At 70.7% G+C, this 13,059-nt stretch carries 10 protein-coding genes; 4 read left to right on the top strand and 6 right to left on the bottom strand.

The window, feature by feature from the left end; translation table 11 throughout:
* A partial coding sequence (locus tag Van01_RS31985) for a right-handed parallel beta-helix repeat-containing protein (protein ID WP_204015582.1) occupies positions 1-1,202 on the top strand: 1,202 nt, incomplete at its 5' end.
* Between the two features lie 212 nt (positions 1,203-1,414).
* Here Van01_RS31985 and pulA read toward each other — a convergent pair.
* The 3 genes from pulA to Van01_RS31970 form a co-directional block, all read right to left on the bottom strand.
* Positions 1,415-6,907, bottom strand: a complete 5,493-nt coding sequence (gene pulA / locus Van01_RS31980) for a pullulanase-type alpha-1,6-glucosidase (RefSeq protein ID WP_204015580.1) — start codon at positions 6,905-6,907, stop codon at positions 1,415-1,417.
* A 113-nt stretch (positions 6,908-7,020) separates the two neighbouring features.
* The gene (locus tag Van01_RS31975) at positions 7,021-7,710 is read right to left on the bottom strand and encodes a cellulose binding domain-containing protein (protein ID WP_239099421.1); all 690 of its coding nucleotides are present in this window, start codon (positions 7,708-7,710) and stop codon (positions 7,021-7,023) included.
* Between the two features lie 91 nt (positions 7,711-7,801).
* Positions 7,802-8,494, bottom strand: a complete 693-nt coding sequence (locus Van01_RS31970; RefSeq protein WP_204015579.1) for a hypothetical protein — start codon at positions 8,492-8,494, stop codon at positions 7,802-7,804.
* Positions 8,495-8,506: 12 nt separating this feature from the next.
* Here Van01_RS31970 and Van01_RS33610 point away from each other — a divergent pair, with 12 nt between their 5' ends.
* On the top strand, positions 8,507-8,638 hold the full coding sequence (locus tag Van01_RS33610; protein WP_275410427.1) for a hypothetical protein: 132 nt from the start codon (positions 8,507-8,509) through the stop codon (positions 8,636-8,638).
* A gap of 158 nt (positions 8,639-8,796) precedes the next feature.
* On the opposite strand, the gene Van01_RS31965 is transcribed toward Van01_RS33610, so the two are convergent.
* Both Van01_RS31965 and Van01_RS31960 read right to left on the bottom strand, forming a co-directional pair.
* Positions 8,797-9,186, bottom strand: coding sequence for a DUF6841 family protein (locus Van01_RS31965; protein WP_204015577.1), 390 nt, complete (start codon positions 9,184-9,186; stop codon positions 8,797-8,799).
* A 37-nt stretch (positions 9,187-9,223) separates the two neighbouring features.
* A complete protein-coding gene (locus Van01_RS31960) occupies positions 9,224-9,883 on the bottom strand; it encodes a hypothetical protein (protein ID WP_204015575.1) in 660 nt (219 codons plus the stop codon).
* Positions 9,884-9,902: 19 nt separating this feature from the next.
* Here Van01_RS31960 and Van01_RS31955 point away from each other — a divergent pair, with 19 nt between their 5' ends.
* Positions 9,903-10,091, top strand: a complete 189-nt coding sequence (locus Van01_RS31955; RefSeq protein ID WP_199172444.1) for a hypothetical protein — start codon at positions 9,903-9,905, stop codon at positions 10,089-10,091.
* A gap of 8 nt (positions 10,092-10,099) precedes the next feature.
* Here the strand turns inward: Van01_RS31955 and Van01_RS31950 are convergent, their stop codons facing one another.
* The gene (locus tag Van01_RS31950) at positions 10,100-11,773 is read right to left on the bottom strand and encodes a right-handed parallel beta-helix repeat-containing protein (RefSeq protein WP_204015573.1); all 1,674 of its coding nucleotides are present in this window, start codon (positions 11,771-11,773) and stop codon (positions 10,100-10,102) included.
* Positions 11,774-12,274: 501 nt separating this feature from the next.
* Here Van01_RS31950 and Van01_RS31945 point away from each other — a divergent pair.
* Positions 12,275-12,931, top strand: a complete 657-nt coding sequence (locus Van01_RS31945) for a C39 family peptidase (protein ID WP_204015572.1) — start codon at positions 12,275-12,277, stop codon at positions 12,929-12,931.
* Positions 12,932-13,059: the final 128 nt, after the last annotated feature.

The raw sequence follows: 13,059 nt of genomic DNA, 5'->3' as shown, positions 1-13,059 counted from the left end.
GTGCTGAGGATGGTTATGGTCGGGCGAAGGAGGTTCCGTGTGACCCGGCGGCGTTGATCGCGGCGATCAAGGTCGCCAACGCCGAACACGGCGCCACGCTGAAGCTGGCCCGGGAGTGCACCTACTCCCTGACCAACAGCACGCCCAGCGACGGCCTGCCGCCGATCACCCAGCCGATCACCATCAAGGGCGACAAGTCGAAGATCGCCCGGGCTGCCGGCACCACCGCGCAGTTCCGGATCTTCACCGTCGCCAACGGCGGCGACCTGCGCCTGGAAGGCGTCACCCTCACGGGCGGCCAGGCACCCGCCCCGGGCGGCGGAGCGATCAACGTCGCCGCCGGTGGCACCGTCCGGCTCAAGGAGAGCCACCTGGTCAACAACTCCACCACCGGCCTGGCCGCTGGCGGAGCGATCAACAACCTCGGCACCGTCGAGATGGAGAAGACGACCCTGGAACGCAACATCTCCGCGGTCGCCGGCGGCGCCATCAACAACTTCGGCCTGCTCAAGATCAAGGAATCCCGGTTCCTGAACAACAGCGCCGGGCTCGGCGGCGGCGCCATCAACAACGGCCCGATCGGCACCACCCAGGCCTACAAGGTCGAACTGCGCGGCAACCGCGCCGTCGGCGGCGGCGGCGCCATCGCCAACACCGCCACCGGCATCGTCGGCGGCATCGTCGACATCCACTACGCCGAGATCACCAACAACAACGCCGCCCTCGCCGGCGGCGGCATCCTCACCACCCTCGGCGCCCGCACCACCCTGCGACACATCAACCTGGCCAACAACGGCGCCACCCTCGGCGGCGGCGGCCTCGCCACCACCGTGGGCAGCACCACCACCATCGAAGACAGCAAGATCACCGGAAACGTCACAAACGGCGTCAACGTCCCCGGCCTCGGTGGCGGCGGCGGCATCCTCAACGGCCCGGCTTCCACCGTCGTCCTCCGTAACACCGAGGTCAGCGGCAACCAGGCCACCAACGGCGGCGGCATCAGCAACGCCGCTACCGGGATCATCAACCTGACCACCACCAAGATCGTCAACAACACCGCCCTCGTCGCCGCACCCGGTGGCGCAGGCGGCATCTTGAACGGCAACCCCACCGGCATCACCGCCGACCCACACACCGTGATCACCGGAAACCGACCCACCAACTGCGCCGGCACCGTCCCCGTCAACATCTGCTTCGGCTGACGAGACACGGACACACGCAGGCACACAAAAGCGGCCCCGTCGGGACCGGTCCTCGGACCAGACCCGGCGGGGCCGCCGTCGTGGTACCGGGCCGGTCACGCCTTGCGGCGAGTCGGGCCCATACGTCGACGGGAAGGCGCGAGTTGCCGCAACCCGAGCCACGCAGCACGCGCTGCCTCCGGTTGCGGCAACTCGCGCCCGCCGACGCTCCGCTACCGCTGGACGAAGACCGCCACGCTGCGCGCCGGTACGGTGAACGTGCCGCTGGACCTGTCGAAGGCGGCCGTACGCAGCACCGGGTCGGCCGAGGAACGCAGCACCGGGTGCAGCGTCACGTCCGCCCCGCGTAGCCCGGTCACCCGCGGGGTGGCGGTCTCCGCAGTGGCGTTGAAGACCACAGTCACCGACTTCCACGCCCCACCGAGCCCACGGGCGTCGAGGGTCATGGTGAGCACCCCGGGTGTCTCGTCCACACCGGACAGCGGGAAGGCGACCCGCTGCTGCACCTGCTTCGCGGTGGGCAGCCCGAAGACCGGCGACGAGGCCCGGATCCGCAGCAGTTCGGCGTAGCGGGCGTCGGTCAGCTCCACAGCCGCGCAGTCCGGCACCAGCTTCGGATCGGCGAGCAGCGGCTTCGCGTACGGCCACTTGTCCCGGTTGTCCTCGGCCGGCGGCAGCCCGATGCCGAAGCCGTTGCCCTGACCGCAGTCCCACCGGATCTGGTTGAACCAGTCACCCGAGTTGTACGAGTTACGGTCCAGCGACTTGGACCGCAGCCGCTCGGTGCCGGTGGTGACGAAACCGGCACCCTGGCCCATCACCACGGTGCTCAGGGCCAGCACCTGCATCCGGGCCCGATCCGTCGCCGAGGTGGCCTGCGGCAGCTTGTACGCCAGCGCGTCGTACAGGATCTCGTTGTCGTGCGCGTCGACGTAGGTGACCGCTTCCCCGGGCGCCGCGGTGTAGCCGGCCGGCGAACCGTTGTAGTCGACCTGCGCGCCTGTCACCGCCCGCCCCGACGAGTCGGTGAAGCGGTAGCCACGCAGGTTGCCGGTCAGCCCCACCTTGATCAGGTCGTGCTGGAGCAGCAGCCGGGCCCGTTGCTCGGCGGCCGAGCCGTTCACCGGATCGCCGTTGGGGTCGGTGAAGAGCCCGGAGGCGAAGCCCTGGCGGCGCGGGTTCTCGTCGAACGGGCCGCCGCCGCGTACCGCGTCGCGCAGCCGGTCGTTGAACGTGCCGATCCCGGTCCCCGCCATGTTGGCCTGCGTCGCCTGCACGAAGCGGGCGTCGTCGGCCACCTCGCCGAAGTTCCAACCCTCGCCGTAGAGCAGGATGTTCTTCCCGTCCACCCCGTCACGGGCCACCGTCAGCTTGTCCAGCGCCTTGCGTACGGCCAGGATGTTCGCCTTCGGGTGGTGACCCATCAGGTCGAAACGGAACCCGTCGACCTTGTACTCCTTCGCCCAGGTGACAAGTGAGTCCACCACCAGCTTGCCCATCATGGCGTGCTCGGGCGCGGTGTTCGCGCAGCAGGTGGAGGTGGCCACCGTGCCGTCGTCGAGCAGCCGGTGGTAGTAGCCGGGGACGATCTGGTCCAGCACCGACTTCGGGTCGGTGCCGGCCGCCGAGGTGTGGTTGTAGACCACGTCCATCACCACCCGCAGGCCCGCGTCGTTGACCCCGGCCACCATCTGCCGGAACTCGGTGGTGCGCCGGGCGCCCTGCGGGTCGACCGCGTACCCGCCCTCGGGGACTGTGTAGTGCAGCGGGTCGTACCCCCAGTTGTAGCCGTCGGTCTCCTTCACCGCGGCCACGCAGTCCTGCTGCTGCTCCGAGTCCGGCGGCAGGGCCGCCAGGTCACAGTCCGGCTGCCGCTGGTCAGCCCGGCGCTCGGGGATGGTGGCGAAGTCGAACGCCGGCAACAGGTGCAGGTGGGTCACTCCAGCGTCGCTTATCGCCTTCAGATGCCGCATACCGGCGGTGGCCGGGTCGGTGAAGGCGAGGTAGGTGCCCCGCCGCTGCGCCGACACGGTGTCGTCGGCGATGGAGAAGTCCCGCACCGACAGCTCGGAGATCTGCACCTTGGCCGAGGGCACCGCAGCCGGCTTGCGCAGCCGCGCCCAACCCGCCGGGGCGAGCGTCGGGTCGGTCAGGTCGACGATCTGGCTGTGCGTGGAGTCCGCCGCCAGGGCCACCGAGTACGGGTCGGTGACCGAGGCGGTGACCAGCTGCTGGGTCGCCGGTTGCCACGCCTGTACCCGGTAGCGGTAGTACTTGCCGCTCCAGGACCGCTGCCCGCGTACCGACCAGACGCCGGTGCGGTCGTCGCGGCGCATCGCCACCGGCCGCGCGGTGGCAGTCGGTGAGTCGTACAGCTCCAGCGACACCGTCCGGGCCGTCGGCGCCCAGACCGACAGGGTCGGCACACCACCGGTGATCGTGGCGCCGAGGCGGGCGGAGGTGGCCGGCGCGTACACGTCGTCGAGCACGCCGGGCAGTTGCACACCTGTGGCCCCGAGCAGGGTGCCGTCGGCGACCCGCTCAGTCACCAGCAGTTGCCCGCGCAGCGCCGCCGGCACCTTGGCCAGGTCCCGCCGGTCCAGCGTGAAGGCCCGGTGGTCCCACAGGTGCGGGAAGGCCGCGCGCTGGGCCTCGGTGAGCCCGTTGCGCTGCGCGGTCAACGGCAACGAGGTGTACGTCCCGACCAGCTCGCCGTCGACCACGCGGACCCCGCCGGCCGGCGCGGTCACCAGGGCGTACGCCCGACCGTCGGTGGGGCCGGCGCGCCAGGCCACCGTGGACCTGTCGATCCAGTGCGCCCGCTGCTTGCCGATGTCGGTATCCCTGCCGGTGCCGGTGGCCGTGGCCGGCAGCAGCCGGCCCGGTGTCGCGGCGAGCAACCAGACCTCCCGGCCGGCGTCGGCGAAGTCGAGCCGCTGGTCCTGCGGCAGGTCCTTCTCGTCGCCACGGTGGATGATGTAGCTGAGCCCTGTCGCGCCGTCGGCCAGCGGCACCCGGAACTCGGCACCGAACGAGTCGGTCCGGGTCGGCGGCATCGGCTTCGCCCAGTCGGTGGGGTTGGCGGCGCCGTCCCACAGGTGCAGGCCCCAGCCGTCGTAGTCGCCGTCGGGTCGGTGGTAGTGGATGACCGCCACGCCCTCCTCCACAGGCGGTGCGGGTCCGCCGGCTGCCTCCTCCCGGGTCTGGTACGTCGACGGGTCGCCCTGCTTGACCCAGACCTCGCCGGTCTGCGTCACGTCCACGGTCCGGTCGTTGTCGACGTCCTTGTTGCCGTCGGCGTCGACCACCAGGAAACCGACGCTCTTCGCTCCGGGCTTGAGCTTCACCCAGGCGAACCGACCGTACGCGTCGGTGCCCGCGAACGGCTGTCCCTGCGGCCACTCGGTGGCGTACTCCGGGTCGATGTCACCCCAGGCGTACAGCCCCCAGTCGGCGTAGTCGCCGTCGGGACGTTGATGGTGGACCACCAGCCAGTCCCGCGACGAGCCGGCCTGGTCCGGGGTGCCGACGGTGGCGGTGGAGCGGGTGGACGCGGTGCGGCCCCGACCGTCACGGACCACCGCCTTGTACTCGATTGTCGTGCCGGCGGCCAGGCCGGTCAGGTCATGGTGCACTGTGTACGGCGCGTGGTGGGCGGAGCCGAGCAGCGTCCACTTCCCGCCGGCCACCCGGGCCGCCATCGTGACCCGCGCCAACGGGTCGCCGGTGACCTGGGCGGTCACCTCGGCGCGGGTGGCCGGCGAACCCTCCGGAGCGGTGATGGTGATGTCCGGCCCGGCGTCGGGCAGCGCTACCGGCTTGTCCGCCCGGTGCACCACCGCCGACAGTGGCGGCACGGTCAGGGTCAGCTTGCCGTCGCCGGCGGCCACCTGTCGGGTGGTGGCGCCGTGAATGCCGGTGAAGGTGGCGCCGGCCGACCAGGTGTCCACGGTGACAGTCTGCGCGGTCGGGGCGTTGTTGACCGCCACCAGGTACTCGGTGCGGTTGTCCGGATCGAACCGGGAGGCGGCGAAAACGCCGGGCCCGTCGGCGGCGTACCGGGTCACCTGAACGCCGTCGCGCAGCGCCGGGTGTGCCTGGCGCAGCCGACCCAGCTCGGCAATGGTGCGGTAGAGCGGGTGCGTCCGGTCGAACTGGTCGACCGCGTGGGTGCGGTCGGTGCCGAGCAGATCGTCGTCGAGGTAGTCCGCGGTGCGCGAGGCGAACATCGGCTGTCGGGCGTCCTTGTCGCCGCCGGCGCCGGTGAAGCCCTGCTCGTCGCCGGAGTAGATCACCGGCTGGCCCCGGGTGAGGAACATCAGCTCGTGGGCGAGCTGGTCCCGCCGCAGGTGGGTGGCTGCGTCGGTGGGCCCGTTGGCGATGAACGAGCCGATCCGACCCATGTCGTGATTGCCGAGGAAGGTGGTCAGCCGGCCGGCGTGGGTGTCCCGGGCGGTGTAGAGGTCGTCGCGGGCGTAGAGATCGGCCAACGCCTTTGCTGATCCGTCGTTGGCGGTGTAGCCGCGCGCCGCCTCCTGGAAGCCGAAGTCCAGCGTGGCGGGCAGGCCACCCTGCCGCACGTAACTGGAGGCGATCTCCGGGTCCGCGCTGTACACCTCGCCGAACATGAAGAAGTCCTTCTTGCCGGCCCGGGTCGCGGCCTGCTGCACGCCCTGGCTGAACTGCGGCCAGAAGTCCATGTTGACGTGCTTGACCGTGTCCAGCCGGAAGCCGTCGACCCCGGTGGACCGCACCCAGTCGGCGTAGATCTTGGTCATGCCCCGGACCACCTCGGGCCGCTCGGTCCACAGGTCGTCGAGGCCGAAGAAGTCGCCGTACTCGCTGTTCTCTCCGACGAACGTCGAGTCACCACGGTTGTGGTACATGGTCGGATCGTTCAGCCACGCCGGAACCTTGGCCTTCGCGTCGGCCCGGCTCTCGAAGGCCGGGGTGTACGGGAAGGAGTCGCCGTCGACCTTCGGGAAGTCCCGGCTGCCGTCGGCGTAGTTGCGGTCCTCGAACGGCCGACCCTGCGCGTCGCGGTAGGGCGCTGTCGCCTTGTCGACGTAGGTGTTCGTGTCCTCTTCGTAGGCGATGACGTCGGCGGTGTGGTTGACGATGACGTCGAGGTAGACCTTGATACCGCGCCGGTGGGCGAGCTGGACCAGCTTCTTCAGGTCGGCCGGGCTACCGAAGTGCGGGTCGACCTGGGTGAAGTCGGTGATCCAGTAGCCGTGGTAGCCGGCCGACACGTCGTCACCCTCGCCCTGCACAGGCCGGTTCTTGAAGACCGGGGCGAGCCAGATGGCGGTGGTGCCAAGTCCCTCGATGTAGTCGAGTCGCTCGGTGAGTCCCTTGAGGTCGCCGCCCTGGTAGAACCCCTTGTCCGTGGGGTCGTACCCGGTGCGCAGCCGGTCGCCGGCCAGGCCGCCCCGGTCGTTGCGCGGATCGCCGTTGGCGAACCGGTCAGGCAGCACGAAGTAGAACTGCTCGGCCCGGCCCTGGCGGCGGCCGGCGTCGAGCAGGGTGGCGGTGGAGGGTTCGCGGTGCCAGGTGACGGCGCCGGTGGCGCTCGGTGGCCCGGTGACGGCGGACCGGCCGGCAGCGGCGGCGGGGGCCACCGCCACCGGTGTGCCGCCCAGGGTGACGGAGAGCAGGAAGACGAGGGCGAGCAGGATTTTTCGCGGTGTCGGCGGGGGTTTCATCGACGGCCTTCCTCTGGTCGCTGATTGGCCCGCACGCTAGCCCTTGCCGAAAGATTCTGCAATACCTTGCAAACAAGCCTGCAACACAGCAGACATTTGCGAAAGGCGCGGGCCTAGAGGCCGCGGCAGGCCCGGCCCGAGACGCGACAGCTCGCTGGCCGGGGATCGGCCGACTCGATGTGGAAGCGCAGGTACACCGATGAACCCGCCGCCAGTTCCGGACCGCTGTGGTAGGTGAGCGTCCCACCAGCACCGCTGAACGTCCCCTGTGGAACACCTTCCAGCCAGGCGGTGACCACCCGCCCGCCCGGATACTCCACCCGCGCCACCCACGCCTGATCGCCCCGGGAGGTGTTGCGGATCAGCACCTCGGCGATGAAGCCGCCCTGAAACGTCTGCAAGACCTGATAGCGCGCGTCGATCGGGGCGGGGGGCGGCGGGGCGGGCGAGGGCGGTGCCGTCGTACGGGACGGCGCGGCGGCCGGCGGTGCCGGCGTCGTGGCTGTGGGGCTCGGCGGGTTGGTCCGACGCGGGGAGAGCCCCGGTACCGCCAGCGACGGCGGCACCGACGCCTCCCGGCCCGCCGATGAGGCGCGTTCGGGTATCGGCGCGGCGGCGACCGGCGGCTGCCCCGGTGGCACCGGCTGGAAGTCCGGCCCGGGGCCCCGGTACGCGCCGGCCGCGATGATCAGCAGCACCACCATGATGACGACCCCGATCGAGACCAGGATCCACGGCGAGGAAGCCACAGCGGTGGAGCCGTGCGGCGGAAACTGACGGGGCGCGGGACGCATACCGGACATGTCTCTCCTCAGCGGGCAGCCCGGCAAGCGTAACGATCTTCAGCGACGTCGAAAAGTGCCCGACGAATGACCAACTGTCCTGACAGTCGATTCAGCCGATCCCGCAGGATGTTCCGTTGACCGTGCACTGTGCCGGGTACTCCCCGCCCCCGGTGCGCGTGAAACGCAGTTGCACCGACTGCTGTGCTCCGGCCGAGAGTGCACCGGTTCCGCTGAGCACATACCAGCCGCTGCCTCTGATGGTCACCGAGACACCCGGGCCGCTGGAGGCCCGGATGCCGGTGACGCCGCCGGTGAAGCGCAACTCCACCTGCCAGTCACTGGACCGCCCGGTGCCGTTGCGGACCACCAGTTGAGCCTCGAAGTAGTCCGCGCCGCCACTGTCCTGCACCTGGTAGCTGGCGGTGACCGCCCCACCACCGTCGGCCGGTGCCGCCGGTGCGGAGGCAGTCGCCGACCGACTGGCCTCCGGTCGCGCGGGCGCTCCGCTACGCGACGGATCGACAGGTCGGGCCGGCGTTCCGACGGACTGCGTGGGTGAGCCGGACGGGGTGGCCGAGGACGTGGGACCGGCCGACCCGGAGGGGCCGGTCGAGGTGGTCGAACGTGCCGTCGGCGCTGACTCGGCGCTCTCCCCCGCTGCGCTCGGCAGGGTGATCGACGGACCCGGCGACCAGGCCACCGGACGCTCGGGACCACGGAACGACAACAGCGCGACCACCAGCAGCACCGCCAGCACCGCGACACCGACAAGCACCACCACCCAGGGGGCGGACGAAATCATTCTGGACAGGGGATGCGCACCGGCGGCGTCATCGTCACGGACGTCGGCGGCATCGTCGTTCTGGTCACCTGTGGCGGCACGGTTGCCGTCGCCGTACTGGTCACCTGTGGCATCGTCGTTGGCATCACCGGACGGCCGCACTGACATTGAGGTCCCCACTCGTCGTCGCCGACGCGCCAGCCTAGTCACGCGGGCCGGGACGCGAAACGGGCAGGTGCCGAAGCCAACCGTCCCGCCCGGCGCACCTGGACGTTACGACGTCCCGTACCTGACCTGTTGACGACCGCGGCCGTACCGGTGGCTCAGCCCGTCCGCACGACAGTGCAGATCGCCGGCCCCTCCCCGGTGCTGCGCAGCAGGTAGCGGTAGCGCTCACCGGGCACCTGCCGGCCCTGGCTGTCCAGGAACTCCCAGCGCACCGCCACCTCCACGAGCAGCGCGGAGACCTGCTGCACCTGCTCGATGTCGGCATGCGCCGCGACCAGTTCACGCTCGGTGTAGTCCGGCGCGGCACCCACGAAGGACAGCGCGACGGCGGCCGGCGAGTTGAACGAGAAGCTGTAGGTGTCGGCCACCACCAGCCCGGGCAGGGCGTAACAACCGGCGATCGCCGGCAGGTCGCCGGCGGTCAGCGCCACGCCGTACCTGTCGAAGAAGCCGGTGAGCGTGTTGAGATCGGTGGAAGCTGTCACAGCGCAAGCAATTGCCGGCGCGCACCCCGCCGAAACCTCAACGCGGCGGGATCCGCACCTCGATCTCGCTGCCCAACCGTGCGCCGCCGTGCAGTCCCAGGTCGTCGCCGCTCCAGAACCGACCCGGGTCGTACCAGTTCGGACGCCGGCCGGCCGGCAGCAGACCCATCGCCTCGTAGGTGACCGCGACGACCTCCGCGCAGTACGCGGTCTCCAGGTCCAGGTCCCGCGCCGCCGGGCCGCGACGCCGCGATGCCGGCAGTGGGAGCCGGGGCGACGGAACCCGGCCCCGCAACCATCGCCAGGCCAACTGGGCGGTGGACGGGAACGGCGTGCCGTCCAGCCGGGCGATGGTGCGCAGCACCGACCGCTCCATCTCCGCGTCGGCGGGCGGCTCCAGCTGCCGCAGCCAGCCACGCTGACCGTACCGGTTTGCCCAGACGCATACCGCGTCCCGCAGGTCGTGCAGCTGCACCCCACGCTGGTGGGTGCCGGTCCACAGGTCCGGCAGCGACCGGCCCAGCTCGGCGTGCCACATCAGCGGTGGCATGTCGTCAAGCACCACCGCCATGCCCACATGGTTGACCGGGCTGTTGGTGGTCAACTGAATGGCCCGATCGGGCACGCTGCGGCCACGGAAGACCCACAGATCGCCGGTACGGGTCAGCTCCACCGCCTCGTCCAGGCTGATGCTCATAGCGGACTACCCTAAGCGGATGCGGCAACGGATGCGGTGGTGGAAGGTTCTCGGGTTGGCCGGTCTGGCCGGAGTCGCGGCCTCCGGCGTGGTGATCGCCCGGGCCGAACGACGGCGGCGCGCGTACACCCCGGAGGAGATCCGGGCCCGGCTGCGCGACAGGCACGCGGAGGCCAACTCGGTCGCCCCGGCCGACGAGGCCGGCTGAAGCGTCAGTCAGTCCACTTCGGCGTGGTTGCGGTCCCAACGGCCGCCGACCGGTTGGCGATCCAGGCGCAGCGCCCCCTCGGCGTTGCCGGCGAGGTCGTTGTCCTCGACCCGGCACGAGACGCACACACCCTGATCGCTGATCCACAGTCCGTAACTCTGCGTCCGGTCCTCGCGGCTGTCCCAGATCCGGTTGCCGCGCACCGTCGCGGACTCGAGGTGGGCGTTCACCACGATCCCGGCCCGTACCGGTGCCGCCGCCGGCAACTCGTAGCTCGCGCCGGGTGGCGGTACGTCCTCGTTCCAGGCGATCGCCGCGTCCGGCCGCAGATCGGCCAGGTCCAGCTCCATCTCGGTGTTGCCGACCACGAGCGCCTGCCGGGATCCCACCCGAAGCAGCTTTCCCCGGTGCCCGTCGGGCTGCCACACCGCCGCTCGGTCGGACACGGCACGTCTGGCGTACCGCACCGATTCACCTGAGCCGGTGGCCGCCGGGGCGCACTGCCGCCCGTTGCTGCGGATCCGGTTGTTCGTCACCGCCGCGTCGATCATCGGCCGGTCCACCCGGATCCCGTCCAGCCCGTTGTCCCAGAACTCGTTGCTGTCGATCACCACGTCCGACGCCGGGCCCTCGTAGCCGGTGCCCAGATCGTGCTGGTGGTACCCGTACCACCCGTTGCCGCTGATCCGATTGCCCCGGATCGTGTACGGCCCGGGGGTGTTACCCATGCTGATGCCGTCGCGGACGTTGCGGTCGATCACGCAGTCGCTGAGGATGCCGCCTCGGCCGGCGATGCCCGCCGTACCGTTTGCGGAGACGTCGAAGCCGGCCTCCAGGTTCCCGGTGAGCGTGCAGGCGGAGACGATAAGCCCGTCGGCGCCCCAGTCGGAGATGCCGAAGCGGTTGGCCTGGCTGTGACAGCCGATGATGCGGTAACCACGCGGCGGCGTCCAGTACGGCTTCTGCAACTCGAGGAAGATCCCGTTGGTGCCGTTGCCGAGGGTGGTGCAGTTGCTGATGGTGCAACGCTCCACCGCACCCCAGCCGCCGACGCCGATGCCGATGCCCGCGCCGCCCCACTCCTCACCGTTGTCCAGTCGCCCGCAACCGACCACCACCACGCCGTCGATCAGGCTGTCCTGAAGGAAGTCGCAACCCAGTCCGGTGGCACCTGTGTGATGGATGTAGAGATTGCGGAAGACGCCGCGCACGACGTACTGCAGGCCGAGCCCCTTGGCCAGATAGCTGTACTCCGCCATGGCCACGCCCGAGCCGTCGATCTCGAAGTCGGCGAAGGTGCAGTCGGCGATGTGGTGGTCCCGGTCGGCACCGTGCTGCACGGTGGTCCAGTAGGCGAGCGGCGTCGGGTCGGCCCGGTTGCCCTCGTTGCTCAGCACGAACCGGGTCGCTCCCGGCCCCGCACCGATAAGTGACACCCCGCTGCGCCAGACCGTGCCCGCGTCCCGGATCGAGTAGATCCCCGGCGGGCAGTAGATGACACGCGCCCGGCCGTCGGCGGCGTACCCCTCACCCAGTCGGTCGACAAGTGCGGCCAGCGCCGGCTGGTCGTTCGTCACGCCATCGCCCCGAAGTCCGAATTCAAGCGCGTCACACCACAGCGGTGCCCCGGCGACCGGAGACAGGCGCTCGCGGGTGGCGATGGACCGGCCCTGCAACCGCACGGACCTCTCCCCTCGGTGGTGGTCTCCTGCCCGCCCGGCTTTCCCCTTCGCCCCACCCGAAAACGCCCCGCCCCACGGCCACCCGGGCGGGGTGAAGGCGGCCGACACCCACCTGTCCGCTATGCCCGTTTTGCGGTGACCGGCGTCACCCTGGCGGCGGAATCGCGGGCCCCGCCCGGTGGTTGTACATGGCGTAACCGAGTACGCCTCCCGGGCGCTGCTCCCCGGCCGGAATGACCCCCCACCGCCGGGCGTTACACCCTCCGACACACCGCCTGAGCTCCCACGCGAGGGCCCCCCGGAATGGCCCCGAGCGACCGGGCGTTACACCCACCCGGGCGATGCGCCTCCCCGTCAGGCCCCCGGAATGGCCCCGAGCCACCCGGCGTTACACCCCGAGCACCGAACGTCGTAGCACGTCTCCCCTTTCCCGCACGGCCCCACCCGCATCCCCCGACGCGGGCACCGCCGCGCGCACCCCCGACCGAAAGGTGCGAAACCATGGCTACCACCATCCTGCGTAAGACCGCCCTGACCATCGCCGCAGCCGCCGCCACCGCCGGTGGCATCGCCGGCCCCGCCATCGCCGCCCAGGCCGCCCCCGCGACCAAGCCGGTCGTGCAGGTGCAGACCGAGCGCAAGCCCGGCGGCGAGCGTCAGCTCGACGTGCGCTACCAGGCCCAGGACACCTTCTACTACTGCGGCCCCGCCGCCACCCGCAACGCCCTGAGCGTGCAGGGCAAGAACATCGACCAGCACGACATGGCGGAGCGCATGGGCACCACCGAGGCCGGCACCAACTCCATCAACGACATCACCCCGATCCTTAACAAGGAGACCGGCAAGGACGTCTACCGGTCCGTCGAGATCGCCGGTGCCAAGGCCGACACCAAGCAGGCTGACAAGCTGCGCGAGGACGTCATCCGCACGGTGGACGCCGGCCGGGCCGTCGTGGCCAACATCGCCGGGACCGCCACCGACACCGACGGCACCGCGCACAGCTTCGAGGGTGGCCACTACATCAGCGTCGTCGGCTACCGGGACGGTGGCGAGCAGGTGAAGATCGCCGACTCGGCCGACCCGAACCAGGCCTCCTACTGGCTGAGCACCAAGGACCTGGCCAACTGGATCGCCACCCGCGGCTACGCCACCTCCTGACCAACCGAACACCACGAAGGGCCGACCCCACCGGGGGTCGGCCCTTCGTCATCCCCACCCCACCCCGGGGATGCGACAACATCGGGGATACTGCTGTGTCAGGCCACCGGCCAGGCAGCAACATCCCC

The sequence above is a fragment of the Micromonospora andamanensis genome, from assembly GCF_016863495.1.
GTDB lineage: Bacteria > Actinomycetota > Actinomycetes > Mycobacteriales > Micromonosporaceae > Micromonospora > Micromonospora andamanensis.
Note: the sequence above shows the minus strand (reverse complement) of the source record. Positions and strands in the feature narration are given on the sequence as shown.

Excerpts from the sequence above, each read along its gene's own strand:
- pulA (WP_204015580.1), bottom strand. The coding sequence starts at position 6,907 with ATGAAACCCCCGCCGACACCGCGAAAAATCCTGCTCGCCCTCGTCTTC.
- Van01_RS31975 (WP_239099421.1), bottom strand. The coding sequence starts at position 7,710 with ATGTCCGGTATGCGTCCCGCGCCCCGTCAGTTTCCGCCGCACGGCTCC.
- Van01_RS31970 (WP_204015579.1), bottom strand. The coding sequence starts at position 8,494 with ATGATTTCGTCCGCCCCCTGGGTGGTGGTGCTTGTCGGTGTCGCGGTG.
- Van01_RS33610 (WP_275410427.1), top strand. The coding sequence starts at position 8,507 with ATGCGCACCGGCGGCGTCATCGTCACGGACGTCGGCGGCATCGTCGTT.
- Van01_RS31960 (WP_204015575.1), bottom strand. The coding sequence starts at position 9,883 with ATGAGCATCAGCCTGGACGAGGCGGTGGAGCTGACCCGTACCGGCGAT.
- Van01_RS31955 (WP_199172444.1), top strand. The coding sequence starts at position 9,903 with ATGCGGCAACGGATGCGGTGGTGGAAGGTTCTCGGGTTGGCCGGTCTG.
- Van01_RS31945 (WP_204015572.1), top strand. The coding sequence starts at position 12,275 with ATGGCTACCACCATCCTGCGTAAGACCGCCCTGACCATCGCCGCAGCC.